The 16,306-nt window shown below is 59.5% G+C and carries 16 protein-coding genes and 1 pseudogene; 13 read left to right on the top strand and 4 right to left on the bottom strand.

Annotated features, from left to right (window positions below):
• Positions 1–90 precede the first annotated feature (90 nt).
• The gene (locus WI754_RS13020; protein ID WP_349433860.1) at positions 91–522 is read right to left on the bottom strand and encodes a PaaI family thioesterase; all 432 of its coding nucleotides are present in this window, start codon (positions 520–522) and stop codon (positions 91–93) included.
• Positions 523–713: 191 nt separating this feature from the next.
• Between WI754_RS13020 and WI754_RS13025 the strand changes: the two genes are divergently transcribed.
• Positions 714–1,535, top strand: a complete 822-nt coding sequence (locus WI754_RS13025) for an enoyl-CoA hydratase (protein ID WP_349433862.1) — start codon at positions 714–716, stop codon at positions 1,533–1,535.
• Between the two features lie 44 nt (positions 1,536–1,579).
• Positions 1,580–1,894: a HigA family addiction module antitoxin gene (locus tag WI754_RS13030; protein ID WP_349433863.1), complete on the top strand. Its 315-nt coding sequence runs from the start codon at positions 1,580–1,582 to the stop codon at positions 1,892–1,894.
• A 9-nt stretch (positions 1,895–1,903) separates the two neighbouring features.
• On the opposite strand, the gene WI754_RS13035 is transcribed toward WI754_RS13030, so the two are convergent.
• Positions 1,904–2,740 (bottom strand): EamA family transporter, encoded by an 837-nt coding sequence (locus WI754_RS13035; protein ID WP_349433864.1) that lies wholly within the window; start codon positions 2,738–2,740, stop codon positions 1,904–1,906.
• A gap of 213 nt (positions 2,741–2,953) precedes the next feature.
• On the opposite strand from WI754_RS13035, the gene WI754_RS13040 reads away from it, so the two are divergent.
• The 3 genes from WI754_RS13040 to WI754_RS13050 all read left to right on the top strand — a co-directional run bounded on the left by WI754_RS13040 (position 2,954) and on the right by WI754_RS13050 (position 5,190).
• Positions 2,954–3,382 (top strand): CoA-binding protein, encoded by a 429-nt coding sequence (locus WI754_RS13040; protein ID WP_349433865.1) that lies wholly within the window; start codon positions 2,954–2,956, stop codon positions 3,380–3,382.
• A gap of 132 nt (positions 3,383–3,514) precedes the next feature.
• Positions 3,515–4,795 carry an O-acetylhomoserine aminocarboxypropyltransferase gene (locus tag WI754_RS13045; protein WP_349433867.1) on the top strand — a complete coding sequence of 427 codons (1,281 nt, stop codon included), beginning with the start codon at positions 3,515–3,517 and terminating at the stop codon, positions 4,793–4,795.
• Between the two features lie 50 nt (positions 4,796–4,845).
• A complete protein-coding gene (locus WI754_RS13050) occupies positions 4,846–5,190 on the top strand; it encodes a cupin domain-containing protein (RefSeq protein ID WP_349433868.1) in 345 nt (114 codons plus the stop codon).
• Between the two features lie 64 nt (positions 5,191–5,254).
• Here the strand turns inward: WI754_RS13050 and WI754_RS13055 are convergent, their stop codons facing one another.
• The gene (locus WI754_RS13055) at positions 5,255–5,548 is read right to left on the bottom strand and encodes a hypothetical protein (RefSeq protein ID WP_349433870.1); all 294 of its coding nucleotides are present in this window, start codon (positions 5,546–5,548) and stop codon (positions 5,255–5,257) included.
• A 331-nt stretch (positions 5,549–5,879) separates the two neighbouring features.
• A complete protein-coding gene (locus WI754_RS13060) occupies positions 5,880–7,127 on the bottom strand; it encodes a cytochrome P450 (RefSeq protein ID WP_349433871.1) in 1,248 nt (415 codons plus the stop codon).
• A 211-nt stretch (positions 7,128–7,338) separates the two neighbouring features.
• On the opposite strand from WI754_RS13060, the gene WI754_RS13065 reads away from it, so the two are divergent.
• From WI754_RS13065 to tnpA, 8 genes and pseudogenes are all read left to right on the top strand, one after another.
• Positions 7,339–8,193: an endonuclease/exonuclease/phosphatase family protein gene (locus WI754_RS13065; protein WP_349433873.1), complete on the top strand. Its 855-nt coding sequence runs from the start codon at positions 7,339–7,341 to the stop codon at positions 8,191–8,193.
• 18 nt (positions 8,194–8,211) lie between these two features.
• Positions 8,212–9,771: a phospholipase D family protein gene (locus WI754_RS13070; RefSeq protein WP_349433874.1), complete on the top strand. Its 1,560-nt coding sequence runs from the start codon at positions 8,212–8,214 to the stop codon at positions 9,769–9,771.
• Positions 9,772–10,043: 272 nt separating this feature from the next.
• Positions 10,044–10,676 carry an ATP-dependent Clp endopeptidase proteolytic subunit ClpP gene (clpP, locus tag WI754_RS13075; RefSeq protein ID WP_349433875.1) on the top strand — a complete coding sequence of 211 codons (633 nt, stop codon included), beginning with the start codon at positions 10,044–10,046 and terminating at the stop codon, positions 10,674–10,676.
• Positions 10,677–10,978: 302 nt separating this feature from the next.
• Entirely contained in the window at positions 10,979–12,256 is a 1,278-nt protein-coding gene (clpX, locus tag WI754_RS13080) for an ATP-dependent Clp protease ATP-binding subunit ClpX (protein WP_018325989.1), read from the top strand.
• A gap of 88 nt (positions 12,257–12,344) precedes the next feature.
• Positions 12,345–12,617: a hypothetical protein gene (locus WI754_RS13085; protein ID WP_349433876.1), complete on the top strand. Its 273-nt coding sequence runs from the start codon at positions 12,345–12,347 to the stop codon at positions 12,615–12,617.
• A gap of 105 nt (positions 12,618–12,722) precedes the next feature.
• On the top strand, positions 12,723–15,143 hold the full coding sequence (gene lon / locus WI754_RS13090) for an endopeptidase La (protein WP_349433878.1): 2,421 nt from the start codon (positions 12,723–12,725) through the stop codon (positions 15,141–15,143).
• A 230-nt stretch (positions 15,144–15,373) separates the two neighbouring features.
• Entirely contained in the window at positions 15,374–15,646 is a 273-nt protein-coding gene (gene hupB, locus WI754_RS13095) for a DNA-binding protein HupB (protein WP_037121853.1), read from the top strand.
• Between the two features lie 209 nt (positions 15,647–15,855).
• Positions 15,856–16,281, top strand: a pseudogene (gene tnpA / locus WI754_RS13100) (IS200/IS605 family transposase).
• Positions 16,282–16,306: the final 25 nt, after the last annotated feature.

The following is a 16,306-nucleotide window of genomic DNA, read 5'->3' on the forward strand; positions in this document are numbered from 1 at the left end:
GAAATGCCGTCAAGTTTATGGTTTCGGGCGATTTGAAAAAATTCATATATAAAACATGTAGTTAGATATGGGGTATTATGATACCGCAATTTATCCCGGTGGAATCGAATAGGTCGCGGTTGCGTGCGCCACCAATTCTTCTCCATCGAGTTCCGAAATTGCCGCATCGAGCACGGCCAGCCGCTTGCCAAGTTTCAGAATGCGGCAAGTACATTGCAGCGGCCCGAGTTGCGGCTTGTGAAGGAAGTTGATGTTGAGACTGGTGGTGACGGCGAGTGCGACCGGGCCGATATGGGCAAGCAGCGTGATATAGGCCGTGACGTCGGCGAGCGCGAACAGGGTCGGCCCGGAAACAGTGCCGCCGGGACGAAGGTGCTTTTCCTTCGGATCGAGCCGCATCGTGGCAAAGCCTGGACCTGTCGCCACGACCTCGAAGATCTTGCCGTCCGTATGGACCTCGGAAAAATCCGTTTCGAGAAAACGGTTGAGATCGTCGACGGTGAGGATCGGCTCCACCGGCATGGCTCACTCCCAGAATGCCTACCCTGCTTTACAGACCGCTGATCGACAAGGGCAAGCGGGAAGAAAGTCTTAGAGGCTGCTTGAAACGGTGGTTGGTGCGGCGTACCAAGCGCTGATCCGGCCAAGCGCTGATCCGGCCAAGCGCTGATCCGGCCGAGCGCTGAGCCGGCATGAGACTGAGGAGAAAAGACATGGCAGACGTGGTTTCCCTGCGCAGGCAAGAGCCGCACGGCCTGGTGCTGCGCGAGGTTTCGGGCAAGGTGCTGCGGCTGACGCTGAACAATCCTCCGGCAAATGCCCTCTCGATTGCGCTCCTGGACGCGCTGGCGGCCGAACTGGATGCCGCCGCCAAGTCGACCGATATTCGTGTCGTCATTCTGGCCGCTTCGGGCGAACTGTTTTCGGCTGGCCATGACCTCAAGGAACTGACCACGCATCGCGCGGACGAAGACAAGGGCAGGGCGTTCTTCGAAAAATCCGTCCGGCTTTGCGCCGACCTCATGCTGAAGATCAGCCATCTGCCCCAGCCGGTCATCGCCGAGATCGACGGACTGGCCACGGCGGCGGGCTGCCAGCTGGTGGCGAGCTGCGACCTGGCGATTTGTACCGACACTTCGACCTTCTGCACGCCCGGCGTCAATATCGGCCTGTTCTGCTCGACACCGATGGTCGCCGTCTCGCGCGCCGCGCACCGCAAGCAGGCGATGGAAATGCTGCTCACCGGCGAGACGATCGACGCCTCGACCGCAAAAGATTTCGGCCTCGTCAATCGCATCGTGCCGAAGCAATATCTGCAGCAGGTCGTCAACAAATACGCCGCCGTCATCGCCTCGAAGTCGCCGCAGGCGCTGAAGATCGGCAAGGAGGCGTTTTACAGGCAGGCGGAGATGGGCATCGCCGAAGCCTATGATTTCGCCACGGGTGTCATGGTGGAGAATATGCTGGGGCGTGACGCGGAAGAAGGGATGGGCGCATTTCTGGGCAAGCGGATGCCGGAGTGGAAAGAGGATTGATAGCCTTGCTATCCGGTAGACGTTCTACGTGTCGGTAGTATGTTTTGCGGACGATCAAGACGATCGCCAATAGTGCCGAAATTCACCCCGGCGTGATGCTCAAGGAAGAACTCGAAGCGCGTGGTATGACAGGCAACGCGCTGGCGCTAGCGTTACGGATAAATTCCGGTCGCGTTTCCGAGATTTTAAACGGAAAGCGTGCGATCTCGGCTGATACCGCCTTGCGGCTCGGCCGTTTCTTCGGAAATGATCCGCAGTTCTGGCTGGGGCTTCAGGCGACATACGATCTCGCCGTTGCGTCGCGGCAAAATGGCGATCGGATCAAGACTGAAGTGCTGCCCGCCAAATCAGCAGCATAACGCTCGCCTTCAAGCGAGCTTCAGCATCAGCGCCCCGAGCGCGATCAGACAGGCGGCCGCGATGCGGAAGATGCTGACGCGCTCCTTGAGGAAGACGATGGAAATGACGATGGCGAAGAGGATCGAGGTTTCGCGCAGCGCCGCGACGGTGGCGACCGGCGCTTTCGTCATCGCCCACAGCGCCAGGCCATAGGCGCCGATCGAGCCGCCGCCGCCGATCAGCCCACGCCACCATTGATGACGGACATGGCGCAGGACGGGCTTGACGCCGCGCGTGACGAAGGCCCAGGCAAACAACAGGACTGGCGGCAGCAAGGCCATCCACAGCGTGTAGGAGATCGGATTGAGCGCGATGCGGGCGCCGATGCCGTCGACATAGGTATAGCTGGCGATGACCACGGCATTGGCGAGCGCCAGGAGGATGGCATGTTTGCCGCCCTTGCGCGCTTCGAAGGCGAGCGTCAGCACGCCGGTCGAGATCGTCAGGACGCCGGCCAAAGCGCCACTCGAAAGGTTCTCGCCGATCAGCGCGCCGCTTGTTGCCGCCACCAGCAAGGGCGCGACGCCGCGCATCAGCGGATAGACGAGACCGATATCGCCGGCGCGGTAGGAGGCGGCCACAAGCTGGAAATAGGAGAATTGGAACAATGCCGACACGAGAATGAACGGCCAGGCATCCGGATGCGGCAGCGGCATGAAGGGAAGGAAGGGCAGGGCAACGACCGCCGCGCCGAGCGCAACCATCGCCGCATCCAGGGATTTCTCCGATCCCGCCTTGACCAGCGCATTCCAGGTCGCGTGCAGTAACGCCCCGAACAGAACGAGAGCGATGACGTCGAGGGGCAAGATGAACCTTCGGGGACGCGAGGAAGATCGGATACCCGCATTTTCTGAAGGCGAGCATCGGGAAAAGCAACCCGATTCTGACGGATAGCCAGATTTGGCGACGCCGCGGACGCTGTCGCCTTTGGATTCGCATGCAAAGCGCCGCCGATTGGTTGACAGTGGAGGAGGCTATCCCAATTATCGCGCGACGATTGCTTTGGGCGGACTTCGACGATGAACCATGATGCGTATCCGGATTTTTACATCTCCGACATTCTTAAATCGACGAAGACGATTGCGCTCGTTGGCGCGTCGCCGAACCCCGAGCGACCGAGCCATCGCGTGATGGCGTTCCTGCTGCGCAAGGGCTATACGGTTTTTCCGGTCAATCCGGGCCAGGCCGGCAAGGAAATCCAGGGGCAGAAGGTCTATGCCCGGCTTGCCGATATTCCCACTCCCATCGACATGGTTGATGTCTTCCGCGCCGCCCACGCCCTTCCGGCGCTGGTCGATGAAATCCTTGCGCTGGAAGGGCGGCCGAAGGTGATCTGGGGGCAGTTATCGGTGCGCGACGATCGGGCGGCGGCAAAAGCGGAAGAGCAGGGCATAAAGGTCGTTATGGACCGTTGCCCGGCGATCGAATATCCGCGTCTTGTCGGCTGACCCCGCTCGCTGCTGACAATCCAGATTGGAAATCCTTGCTCGCGCAGCGTGCAAATCGGGCAAAACAGTCTTTGACCGAAAGGCGCAGCCTCTGAAATAGTGCGCCGAACTTGATCAAAGGGGGATACGTCCGTGAAGAACAATCCAGGTTTCAGTACGCTTGCCATTCACGCCGGCGCCCAGCCCGATCCGACCACCGGGGCCCGCGCGACGCCGATCTACCAGACGACGAGCTTTGTCTTCGACGACGCCGATCATGCCGCCTCACTGTTCGGTCTGCAGGCCTTCGGCAATATCTATACCCGCATCATGAACCCGACGCAGGCGGTGCTGGAAGAGCGTGTCGCGGCACTGGAAGGCGGTACCGCTGCGCTCGCCGTCGCTTCTGGCCATGCAGCTCAGCTGCTGATCTTCCACGCCCTCATGAGCCCGGGCGACAATTTCCTGGCCGCGCGCCAGCTCTACGGCGGCTCCGTCAACCAGTTCGGCAATGCCTTCAAATCCTTCGACTGGCGGGTGCGGTGGGTCGATACGGCCGATATCGCCTCCTTCGAAAGCCAGATCGACGAGCGCACCAAGGCGATCTTCATCGAGAGCCTTGCCAATCCCGGCGGCACCTTCGTCGATATTGCGGCGATCTCGGAGGTTGCAAAGAAGCATGGTCTGCCGCTGATCGTCGACAACACGATGGCGACGCCCTACCTCATCCAGCCGATCGAGCATGGCGCTGACATCGTCGTGCATTCGCTCACCAAGTTCATGGGCGGTCATGGCAATTCGATGGGCGGCGTGATCGTCGATGGCGGCACGTTCGACTGGTCGAAATCGGGCAAATATCCAATCCTCTCCGAGCCGCGCCCGGAATATGCCGGCATGGTGCTGCATGCGACCTTCGGCAATTTCGCCTTCGCCATCGCCTGCCGCGTCTTGGGTCTGCGCGACTTCGGGCCGGCAATCTCGCCATTCAACGCTTTCCTGCTTTTGACGGGCATCGAGACGCTGCCGCTTCGGATGCAGCGCCATTGCGACAATGCGCTTGCAGTCGCCACCTGGCTCAGCACGCATGACAAGGTCGCCTGGGTCAACTATGCCGGTCTGGAGGGCGACGCCAACTACGCGCTCCAGCAGACATATTCGCCGAAAGGGGCGGGAGCGGTGTTCACCTTCGGCATGAAGGATGGCTATGAGGCGGGAAAACGCTTCGTCGAAGGGCTGGAGATGTTCTCCCACCTCGCCAATATCGGCGACACCCGGTCCCTCGTCATCCATCCGGCGTCCACGACCCACCGGCAGTTGACGGCGGAACAGCAGACGGCGGCCGGAGCCGGCCCGGAAGTCGTGCGCCTGTCGGTCGGCATCGAGGACGTTGCCGACATCATCGCCGACCTCGACCAATCGCTTGCCAAGGTTTGATACCGTTTAAAATGGCCGGGAAACCGGCCGTTTCCTCCAGGGAGCCCATTATGACACTCGCCCTGATATTCGATCCGTCGTCGCTTGAACCGGAGATCGGCGCACCTGCGCCGGATCGCCTGATCTCCGGCAATCCGCAGTTCCGCACCTGGAATTTCGAGGAAGCCGAAGGCGGCATCTATGCCGGCATCTGGGAGGCGACGCCGGGAAAGTGGCGTATCGTTTATGAGGAGTGGGAATATTTCCACATTCTCTCCGGTCATTCCGTCGTCACCGAAGAGGGCGGCGCCGCGACGCATCTCAAAACCGGGGACAGCATGATCCTCAGACCCGGCTTCAAGGGAAGCTGGGAAGTCATTGAAACGACTCGCAAGGACTATGTGATCAGGGTTTAATTCGGCTTTGACTACCACCTTACGATGACCCCGAATTGAATCTGGCCGTCAATGGACAACAGGGTCATGTTCTCGAGGATCGCCCAGGCGGCAAGCATGCGGTCGAAAGGATCCAGGTGGTCTCCAGGTAAAAGCACGCTATGCACCATATGCTCGCTTCTGCGATCACACCTGAAAAATCTGGCAAAATCAAATTTCCCGTAGGTAATTTTCCTTTGTCGCTATCTCCCCAGGCCGAAGCGGCGCTGACGTAGATTTCGTGGGAGGGGTCCGCGATGATTTCGCGAGCGGTCTGCGAGAGAAGGGGATCGTCACTCAACCACCACAACAAAGCATGCGTATCGAGCAGAAATTTCATTCGCCCGTCAGTTCCCTGACGTCCTCTTGAGACAACGGCTCGAAGAATTCCGGGCCAACCACAAGTTTACCCTGAACCTTCTCGCCGACCTGCGAAATTTGGTTTCTTCAAGGGGAGGCTCAGAAGCAGTCGTGTTGCCAGCCTGTCTTTGATCGTTTCCCAAAATTTGACGAAGCTGCTCGAAAATCATTTCGATGTCTTCGGACGCTTGCGGTGTCGCTGCGTCGCTTTGCGTCTGTTGCGGGTTTTTGCGCTTCGCTCTGGTCACGGAAAGCCATCCTCCGACTATGACGATGACAATTGGCCCACGTCACGACGACGACAATATAGCTCACCACGCCAGCTCCAGCCGTTCCAGCCCGTGGAAATGATAGCTGTCCTTCACCTGCGGCTCGCTTTTGAGGCGCAGGTTTGGCAAACGCTCAAACAGGATCGGCAACGACAGCTTCAGTTCCAGCCGAGCAAGAGGCGCGCCGATGCAGAAATGTAGGCCTGCGCCGAAGGAGACGTGCGGACCTTCATTGCGGTCGGGGCGGAAGGTGAGGGCATCGGAGAATTTTGTCGAATCGACATTGGCGGCGGCGAGCAGCAGGCCGATCTTGTCGCCCTTTTTGAGCTGGATGCCATCCGCGATCTCGATGTCGGAAAGGGCATAGCGCTGGAATATATGAAGCGGCGCGGCATAGCGCATGCATTCCTCGATTGTCCGCTCGGTGGCGGTGTCGTCTGCAAAAGCCTGTTCCGCGTGCGTGCCTGTTTCGAGCAGGACGCGCACGGCGTTGCCGAGCTGGTGCACGGTCGCCTCGTGGCCGGCATTGAGCAGAAGAACCGCCGTCGAGATGAGTTCGTCATCGGACAGTCGCTCGCCGTCCTTCTCGGTGGTGATCATATGCGTGAGGAGGTCATCGGCCGGATTGTCGCGTTTCCAGTCGATGATGCCCTTTAGATAGGCACTGAACTCGGCGGATGCCTGGTTGGCGTCGAGCTCGGTCTCAAGCGTCGGATTGAACATGTACATGCGCACCATGCGGTGCGACCAGTCGAGCAGTTCCGGCGCCATGTCCACCGGCACGCCGAGCATGCGGGCGATCACCGTCACCGGAATGATCTCGGCATAGGTCTTCAGCAGCTCGACTTCGCCGTCCTTTTCGAAACCGTCAATGATCGAGTGTGCGAGTGCGGCGATTTCCGGCCGCAGCTGTTCGATCTGGCGCGAGACGAAGGCGCGGTTGACGAGGGTGCGAAGCCGTGTGTGGGCCGGCGGCTCCAGTTCGAGCAGCGAGTAGCTTTCCAGCCGGTCGAAATCCTTGAGATGGGGCTTCGGCTCCGACAGCCCGAGTTCCTCGCGGGTTGCCACGTGCAGGATCTGGCGGCCGAAGCGGCGATCTCGCAAAAGGCCGTTCACCTGATCGTAGCCCGCAAAATACCATTGCTGCTGCTCTTCCCAGAAGAAGGCGGGACAGTGCGCATGCAATGCGGCGTAGGCGGACAGCGGGTCCTGATAGAAGGCAGGATTGCGCACGTCGATGCTGACATGCCGGCTCGCGGGGTTGATGGAAAGTGCTGAAGGCGCAGACATGGGGCATTCTCGCTGGATGGAACGGGCGTTTGACCTGATCTATGTTTCAAGCGGTGTCCTCGGCAAGAAAATTGTCGGGGCGATGCCCAGATATCGCCTCTCGAAAGTTGGGGCATAGATGTTCAAAAGTTCGCATTTGCCGGATACCGGCTTGCCTTGCTGCGCGGCATGTCTATTTTGCACGATGAACGGCAAGGACCAGAGAGAGACTATGGCTTCGTCGCACAGCAGTCTGTCAGCGGGCATCTTGGCCGCGATCCGCGGAAAGCGCGTCTCGCTTGCGGGTCGGGATCCGGCCGGCGAGCGCGGCGACACCGTCATAGCCTCCTACAACATCCACAAATGCGTCGGCACCGACAATCGCTTCGACCCCGGGCGGACCACAGAAGTGATCGGCGAGATCGGCGCCGATATCATCGCACTGCAGGAAGTCGATCAGCGGTTCGGCGAGCGGGCAGGGCTTCTGGACCTGGAACGGCTGCATCGGGAGTGTCACCTCATTTCGGTGCCGATCGCCGCCTTTTCCTCCAAGGGGCATGGCTGGCATGGCAACGTGCTGCTGTTGCGCGAGGGCGCGGTCGCCAAGGTTCATCAACTGAACCTGCCCGGCGTCGAGCCGCGCGGCGCGCTCGTCGTCGACCTCGATCTCAAGCACGGGCCGCTCAGGATCATCGCCGCCCATTTCGGTCTGCTCAGGCATTCCCGTGCCCGGCAGGCGGAGGCGATCCTGGCCGCCATCAGCGAGGCGGAGGAGCGGCCGACGCTTTTGATTGGTGATCTCAACGAATGGCGGCTGGGGCCTCGCTCGGCGCTGCGCTTCCTCAGTCCTGTTTTCGATCACGCTGCGACTGCGGTGCCGAGCTTTCCCTCGCGTTTTCCTCTTTTGGCGCTCGATCGGGTGATGGGCAGCCCGCACAATCTGGTCACGGCCGTCGAGGTGCATAATACGCCGCTTTCGCGCGTGGCATCTGATCATCTGCCCATCAAGGCCTATATTGATCTGAAGGCCGCGCTCGCCGGCAACGGTACGACTGCAGCCGAAGCGGTTTCTGCGGCTCAATCCTGACAGACAGGTCGTCGTCTCATGCGTGCCGCCATCGTTGCTCTCTCTGTTTTCGCGTCCGGCCTGCTGGCTTTGATCCTGGTCTATGCCTATGGCCGTTTTGGGCGGCGACTGCATGGGCCGGCGTCGAGCGCGCTGAAGCCGGGAGGCGCGCAGACCAAGCTGGACCGGTTGGCGGCCCCGCTACTCGACCGTCATCCCGGGTTGAACGGTGTCGCGCTGATCGCCGACAATATGTCGGCCTTCGCGCTGCGGGCGCTGTCTGCCCGCAAGGCAGGCCGCAGTCTCGATCTGCAGTATTACTACTGGAAGAACGATCTTACCGGGCGGTTGTTGAGCCGCGAGGTGCTCGCAGCTGCCGACCGCGGCGTTCGGGTGCGCCTGCTGCTCGACGACATCAATGCCGGCCTGCACGACCGCATGTGCATGTCTCTCGACGCCCACCCGAACATCGAGGTTCGCCTGTTCAATCCGAGCCGGGCGCGGACCGATCGGTTCAAGCGCGGTTTCGAGATGATGCTGCGACCCCTTCGCACCTCACGACGCATGCACAACAAGCAATGGATCGCCGATGGCCACCTGGTGATCGCTGGCGGCCGCAACATTGGCGACGCCTATTTCGATGCGGCCGAGCAGGCGAACTTCCGCGATCTCGATGTCTGGATGCTCGGCCCCGTGGCCATGGAAGCAGCCACGGTCTTCGACGGTTATTGGAATAGCCCTGTCGTGCTGCCGATTGGATCGTTGCGCACGCTGCGCAAGCACTATCTGCCGGCGTTCAGGGCGAAGCTCGAAAGGATAGCTGCGACATCCGGCGGTCAGCACTATTTGACGCATGTTGATGCGGCGATGAAGCACGGCGGTGGGATGCCGGCAACCGAGGCTCTTCATTGGACGGGCGACGCCAGGCTCGTCTCCGATCCCCCCGAGAAGGCATTTCTGCAGAAGCACAACAACTGGATCATGCGGGAACTGATGCCGGTCCTCACCTCCGCTCAACAGGACGTGAAGATCATTTCCCCCTATTTTATTCCCGGCAGCCAGGGTATCGCCGAAATTGCGAGGCTCGTCGAGCGGCGGGTCAAGGTGGCGGTCCTGACGAACTCGCTTGCCGCCACCGATGTCGCAGCGGTTCACGGAGCCTACGCCAATTATCGCAAGGCGCTGCTGAAGAGCGGTACGACGCTGTTCGAATTGAAGGCGATCCATGAATTCGGCGATCCCAGACGCATGTCGCTGTTCGGATCGCGGGGGGCCAGCCTGCACACCAAGGCTTTCACGGTCGATGGCAAGACGGCCTTCGTCGGATCGCTGAACTTCGATCCGCGCTCGGCGTCTCTCAATACGGAAATGGGCGTGCTGTTCACCCATCCCGGGCTTGTCGATGAAGTCGAGGCGGTTTTCGAAGAAGAGACACGCCCGGCGAACAGCTTTCGGCTGACCCTCGAGAATGGCCGCCTGCACTGGCACGACAGCGAGGACAACAGGTCTCGTGTGCTTCACCGCGAGCCGGAGGCCGGTTTCTTGCGCCGCCTGACTGCAGGGGTCATCAGCATCCTGCCGATCGAATCCCAGCTTTGACCTCAATTTACCCATTTTTCACCCTGAAAGCCCGAATGCCTGTGTGAAAAGGTTTAAAAAGCGACCGAGGCCGTATCGCGCTCCTTAGGAATCACTAAAGGATCACGCATGAATGTGCCGTGGCGGGAATGTTGGGCCGCGCCGGGTATTAACGTTATGCAGAGTTCGCGACTTGAAGTGGGGTAGTTGGACACTCTATGTATGAAGTGAGATATTCCCGATGATTCCCGGCGCGCAGGAGAGTTTGCGCGCCAGCTAGACAAAGGTTTGACATGAGAAATCCCGTTGATACCGCCATGGCTCTGGTGCCGATGGTCGTTGAACAGACCAATCGCGGCGAACGTTCCTACGACATCTTCTCGCGCCTTCTGAAAGAGCGCATCATCTTTTTGACGGGCCCTGTGGAAGACCAGATGGCAACGCTGATCTGCGCCCAGCTGCTGTTCCTCGAGGCCGAAAACCCCAAGAAGGAAATCGCGCTTTACATCAATTCGCCGGGCGGCGTCGTCACTGCCGGCATGGCGATCTACGATACGATGCAGTTCATCAAGCCTGCCGTTTCGACGCTGTGCATCGGCCAGGCAGCCTCGATGGGCTCGCTGCTTCTGGCCGCCGGTCACAAGGACATGCGCTTTGCGACGCCGAACGCCCGCATCATGGTTCACCAGCCTTCCGGCGGCTTCCAGGGCCAGGCATCCGACATCGAACGGCATGCCCGCGACATCCTGAAAATGAAGCGCCGCCTGAACGAGGTCTACGTCAAGCATACCGGCCGGACCTATGAAGAGGTTGAACAGACGCTTGACCGCGACCACTTCATGAGCGCGGACGAGGCGCTGAGCTGGGGTGTCGTCGACAAGGTCATCACCTCGCGTGAGGCCATGGAATCGGCCCAGGAGGGTTGATTTTCAAGCTTTTGTGTGCGGATAGATGCATTTGTGACACATTTGTATCTCTCTTAGGGCTTTATCCGCAGGCCAAAGCCGTTAATATTGACCGTTAATGCTATGTTGAAGTTTGAGGTCCTAGCATTCGGTATTCGGTGGGAGATTCGTTGCTGCCGGACATCAAACGTGATTGTTTGAAGCCGGTTCGTACTCCCGAAAGTGCCGCATTTTCGCGCATGAAGGCGGAAAGAATTGCGGAGCGCGTTGAGTAGTCCGTTTCACCTTTCAGGAGGTGTCCGGCGTGCTGGAAGGAAAGTGATATGAGCAAAGTCAGCGGTAGCAACGGCGGTGACTCGAAGAATACCCTATATTGTTCCTTCTGCGGCAAGAGCCAGCATGAGGTCCGCAAGCTGATTGCCGGACCGACTGTGTTCATCTGCGATGAATGCGTCGAGCTCTGCATGGACATCATCCGCGAAGAGAACAAGACCTCGATGGTCAAATCCCGTGACGGCGTTCCGACGCCGCAGGAGATCATCAAGGTCCTCGACGAATATGTGATCGGCCAGCAGCAGGCCAAGCGTATCCTGTCGGTCGCGGTCCACAACCACTACAAGCGTCTGGCGCATGCGGCCAAGGGCACCGACGTCGAGTTGGCGAAGTCCAACATCATGCTCGTCGGCCCCACCGGCTGCGGCAAGACCTATCTGGCCCAGACGCTGGCGCGCATCATCGACGTACCGTTCACGATGGCCGACGCGACGACGCTGACGGAAGCCGGTTATGTCGGTGAAGACGTCGAAAACATCATCCTGAAGCTTCTCCAGGCTGCCGATTATAACGTCGAGCGGGCGCAGCGCGGTATCGTCTATATCGACGAAGTCGACAAGATCTCGCGCAAGTCCGACAACCCGTCGATCACCCGTGACGTTTCGGGCGAGGGCGTGCAGCAGGCGCTTCTGAAGATCATGGAAGGCACGGTCGCTTCGGTTCCGCCACAGGGCGGCCGCAAGCATCCGCAGCAGGAATTCCTGCAGGTGGATACGACCAACATCCTGTTCATCTGCGGCGGCGCTTTTGCCGGCCTCGACAAGATCATCTCGGCACGTGGCGAAAAGACCTCGATCGGCTTCGGTGCTGCGGTGCGCGCACCGGAAGATCGCCGCGTCGGCGAAGTCCTGAGGGAACTGGAGCCGGAAGACTTGGTGAAGTTCGGCCTCATCCCGGAATTCATCGGCCGTCTGCCGGTGCTGGCGACACTCGAAGACCTCGACGAACCGGCCCTGATCCAGATCCTGTCCGAGCCGAAGAACGCGCTGATCAAGCAGTACCAGCGCCTGTTCGAGATGGAAGACGTCGAACTGACCTTCCACGAGGATGCTCTGCGCGAAATCGCCCGCAAGGCGATCGTGCGCAAGACCGGCGCTCGCGGCCTGCGCTCGATCATGGAAAAGATCCTGCTCGACACCATGTTCGAGCTGCCGACGCTGGAAGGCGTGCGTGAAGTGGTCATCTCCGACGAGGTGGTCAAGGGCTCCGCCCGTCCGCTCTACATCTATTCGGAGCGCTCGGAAGAGAAGGCCAACGTTTCGGCCTGATCCGCACCCGACTTAAGTTGAAGAGGCCCGCCATGTGCGGGCCTTTTTTATGCGGCATGGTGCGCGGGGGAGCAGAAGAACCCCGCCGATGGCACAAAGCCGAAGCGGTCTCGCGAGCCTTGCATGGATTGCAGGGCTTGGATGCACAGAAATCGTGGCGCGGATATCGCCAACAGACCAGCAATGGGTAGAATCGACGATTGCTAAACGTGGCCAACAACGCAATTATGCTATGATTCCGTATCGGCTTATCCTGATGCGAATCGTGTGCAATCAGGACCGCGGCAAGGTCCGCGACAGGAAGATGCCATTTAATATCCGGCTGCGGCGCCCCCGCAAGCCGATCGTCGGCAAGGGTTGAAAACAGGCGTCACATACTCCACCTGACAGTGGAAAGAATGAGGACCCGAAGCGCCCTTGAACGCTTCGGGTAACGGGCCCGGAAACGGGACGGAAAGGAAATGACATGACGAACAAAACGTCTCCGGCAATTGAGAGCGCGACCTATCCGGTGCTGCCGCTGCGCGACATCGTGGTGTTCCCGCACATGATCGTGCCTCTGTTTGTCGGCCGTGAAAAATCGATCCGCGCGCTGGAAGAGGTCATGGGTACCGACAAGCAGATCATGCTTGCGACCCAGATCAATGCGAGCGACGACGATCCGGAAGCCTCTGCGATCTACCAGATCGGCACGATCGCCAACGTGCTTCAGCTCCTGAAGCTGCCCGATGGCACCGTCAAGGTTCTGGTCGAGGGCCGTTCACGCGCCGAGATCGACGGCTATACCCGTCGCGAAGAGTTCTACGAGGCAATGGCGCATGCGCTGCCGGAGCCTGCAGAAGATCCCGTCGAGATCGAGGCGCTCAGCCGCTCGGTGGTCTCCGAATTCGAGAGCTATGTGAAGCTCAACAAGAAGATTTCTCCGGAAGTCGTCGGCGCTGCCAGCCAGATCGAAGACTATTCGAAGCTCGCCGATACGGTTGCTTCGCATCTCTCCATCAAGATCGTCGAAAAGCAGGAAATGCTCGAGACGACGAGCGTCAAGCTGCGCCTTGAAAAGGCCCTTGGCTTCATGGAAGGCGAAATCTCCGTTCTCCAGGTCGAGAAGCGCATCCGCTCGCGCGTCAAGCGCCAGATGGAGAAGACGCAACGCGAATATTACCTGAACGAACAGATGAAGGCGATCCAGAAGGAACTCGGCGACGGCGAGGAAGGCCGCGACGAGATGGCCGAGCTGGAGGACCGCATCACCAAGACCAAGCTTTCCAAGGAAGCCCGTGAAAAGGCAGACGCGGAAGTCAAGAAGCTGCGCCAGATGAGCCCGATGTCGGCGGAAGCCACCGTCGTGCGCAACTATCTGGATTGGCTGCTCGGCATTCCGTGGGGCAAGAAGTCGAAGGTCAAGACCGACCTAAACCACGCCGAAAAAGTGCTCGAACACGATCATTTCGGCCTCGACAAGGTCAAGGAACGGATCATCGAATATCTTGCCGTGCAGGCGCGTTCTCAGAAGATCAAGGGCCCGATCCTGTGCCTCGTCGGCCCTCCGGGCGTCGGCAAGACCTCGCTTGCCAAGTCGATCGCCAAGGCGACCGGCCGCGAATATATCCGCATGGCACTCGGCGGCGTTCGTGACGAGGCCGAGATCCGCGGTCACCGCCGCACCTATATCGGCTCGATGCCCGGCAAGGTCATCCAGTCGATGAAGAAGGCGAAGAAGTCCAATCCGCTCTTCCTGCTCGACGAAATCGACAAGATGGGCCAGGATTTCCGCGGCGACCCGTCCTCGGCTCTGCTCGAAGTGCTGGATCCGGAACAGAACTCGACCTTCATGGACCACTATCTCGAAGTGGAATATGACCTGTCGAACGTAATGTTCATCACCACGGCCAACACGCTGAATATTCCGGCGCCGCTGATGGACCGCATGGAAGTGATCCGCATCGCCGGTTACACGGAAGAGGAAAAGCTGGAAATCGCCAAGCGGCACCTCTTGCCGAAGGCGATTGCCGATCACGCCTTGCAGGCCAAGGAGTTCTCGGTTACGGACGGCGCCCTGAGGGGAGTCATTCAGACCTACACCCGCGAAGCCGGCGTGCGCAGCCTCGAGCGCGAGCTGATGAAGCTCGCCCGCAAGGCCGTGACGGAAATCCTCAAGGGCAAGACCGACAAGGTCGAGGTGACGGCGGAGAACATCCAGGACTATCTGGGCGTTCCGCGCTATCGCCACGGCGAAGCCGAGCGTACCGATCAGGTGGGTGTCGTCACGGGTCTCGCCTGGACAGAGGTCGGTGGCGAATTGCTGACGATCGAAGGCGTCATGATGCCTGGCAAGGGCCGCATGACGGTGACCGGTAACCTCAGGGACGTGATGAAGGAATCGATCTCGGCGGCGGCCTCCTATGTCCGCTCGCGCGCCATCGATTTCGGTATCGAGCCGCCGTTGTTCGATCGAAGCGATATCCACGTGCACGTGCCGGAAGGTGCGACGCCGAAGGACGGTCCGTCCGCAGGTGTGGCGATGGCAACCGCGATCGTCTCGATCATGACCGGCATTGCGGTCAACAAGGATGTGGCGATGACGGGTGAAATCACCCTGCGCGGCCGCGTCCTGCCGATCGGCGGTTTGAAGGAAAAGCTGCTTGCTGCCCTTCGCGGCGGCATCAAGAAGGTGCTGATCCCGGAAGAAAACGCCAAGGATCTGGCGGATATTCCGGACAACGTGAAGAACAACATGGAGATCATCCCGGTCTCGCATATCGGCGAGGTTCTGAGCCACGCGCTGCTGCGGGTTCCGGTGGCGATCGAGTGGGATCCGTCCAAGCAGGTGGTTCCGATCGCGGCGGCTGATCCGGCCGATGACACCGCAGTGTCGATTGCCCACTAGGCACTTGACGTGAACGTCAAATGATGCCCGCAACCATACGGGGATCGATTTGGAACATAAATAGTGGAAGACCGGCATTTTTGCCGGTCTTTTTTATGTAAAACCTCCCGCAAAGCCTTGCATTCCTAGGGATTCGGAGCGATTGGGTTTGCCAAGGCGAGGGTCTTGCGTATGCTGCCCCCGGCTTAAAATTTGAGTCGTTTCGAACCAGTATTGAAAGGGGTGGAAACATGAACAAGAATGAGCTCGTGTCAGCAGTTGCCGAGAAGGCCGGACTTTCGAAGACGGACGCATCTTCTGCAGTTGATGCAATCTTCGACGCTATCCAGGTGGAACTGAAGAACGGCGGCGACGTTCGTCTCGTCGGCTTCGGTAATTTCTCGGTCAGCCGTCGCGAAGCATCCAAGGGTCGCAACCCGTCCACCGGCGCAGAAGTAGACATCCCGGCACGCAACGTGCCCAAGTTCTCTGCCGGCAAGGGTCTGAAGGACGCCGTAAACTAAGTTTCATGTTTCATCTGCAGCACCGTGGCGGCAACGCCGGCGGTTCGATGGCAGGTTGATTTGAGGCCCGGGTTTTCCCGGGCCTCTTTTCGTTGCATGCAAAGGAAACCTCCACCTACGGCGGAGGACTGGACGAGTTCTACACGATAGTTGAGAGACCTCCTGCTTGAACCATTGGCGTGGCCAAGACATTCAAACATGGAGGTTATATGGATGACCAATCGCTCTCACATGCGACCTGGGACTGCAAATATCATGTGGTCTTTGGCAGCAAATACCGGACGAAAAGACTCTACGGGGACGGACGGCGTGAGTTTGGTGAACTCCGACGTCGGCTGGCGCTGCAAAAGGGCTGCCAGATCGAGCAGGGCCAATTGATGCCCGACCATGTGCACATGCTGATATCGATCCCGCCGAAATACTCAGTGGCGCATATTGTCGGCTTTCTGAAAGGCAAGACCGCTCTTTATGTGCCAACAAATATGCCCGCAAGCGGCGGGTATCACTTTTGGGCACGCGGCTATTTCGTCTCGACGACGGGCTAGAATGAGCAGGTCGTCAGACAATACATCCGTAATCAGGAAAAGGCCGACAAAGCTTCCGACTTTGCCGACCTCTTCAAGCGTAGCTACTAAGCGCTAACAAAACCACTTCTCGTGG

Origin of the sequence: Pararhizobium sp. A13, assembly GCF_040126305.1 — a bacterium.
Lineage (GTDB): Bacteria > Pseudomonadota > Alphaproteobacteria > Rhizobiales > Rhizobiaceae > Pararhizobium.

Bases quoted from the DNA above. Each gene is read 5' to 3' on its own strand.
- WI754_RS13020 (WP_349433860.1), bottom strand. From the start codon at position 522: ATGCCGGTGGAGCCGATCCTCACCGTCGACGATCTCAACCGTTTTCTC.
- WI754_RS13025 (WP_349433862.1), top strand. From the start codon at position 714: ATGGCAGACGTGGTTTCCCTGCGCAGGCAAGAGCCGCACGGCCTGGTG.
- WI754_RS13040 (WP_349433865.1), top strand. From the start codon at position 2,954: ATGAACCATGATGCGTATCCGGATTTTTACATCTCCGACATTCTTAAA.
- WI754_RS13050 (WP_349433868.1), top strand. From the start codon at position 4,846: ATGACACTCGCCCTGATATTCGATCCGTCGTCGCTTGAACCGGAGATC.
- WI754_RS13055 (WP_349433870.1), bottom strand. From the start codon at position 5,548: ATGAAATTTCTGCTCGATACGCATGCTTTGTTGTGGTGGTTGAGTGAC.
- WI754_RS13060 (WP_349433871.1), bottom strand. From the start codon at position 7,127: ATGTCTGCGCCTTCAGCACTTTCCATCAACCCCGCGAGCCGGCATGTC.
- WI754_RS13065 (WP_349433873.1), top strand. From the start codon at position 7,339: ATGGCTTCGTCGCACAGCAGTCTGTCAGCGGGCATCTTGGCCGCGATC.
- WI754_RS13070 (WP_349433874.1), top strand. From the start codon at position 8,212: ATGCGTGCCGCCATCGTTGCTCTCTCTGTTTTCGCGTCCGGCCTGCTG.
- clpP (WP_349433875.1), top strand. From the start codon at position 10,044: ATGAGAAATCCCGTTGATACCGCCATGGCTCTGGTGCCGATGGTCGTT.
- clpX (WP_018325989.1), top strand. From the start codon at position 10,979: ATGAGCAAAGTCAGCGGTAGCAACGGCGGTGACTCGAAGAATACCCTA.
- WI754_RS13085 (WP_349433876.1), top strand. From the start codon at position 12,345: ATGGCACAAAGCCGAAGCGGTCTCGCGAGCCTTGCATGGATTGCAGGG.
- lon (WP_349433878.1), top strand. From the start codon at position 12,723: ATGACGAACAAAACGTCTCCGGCAATTGAGAGCGCGACCTATCCGGTG.
- hupB (WP_037121853.1), top strand. From the start codon at position 15,374: ATGAACAAGAATGAGCTCGTGTCAGCAGTTGCCGAGAAGGCCGGACTT.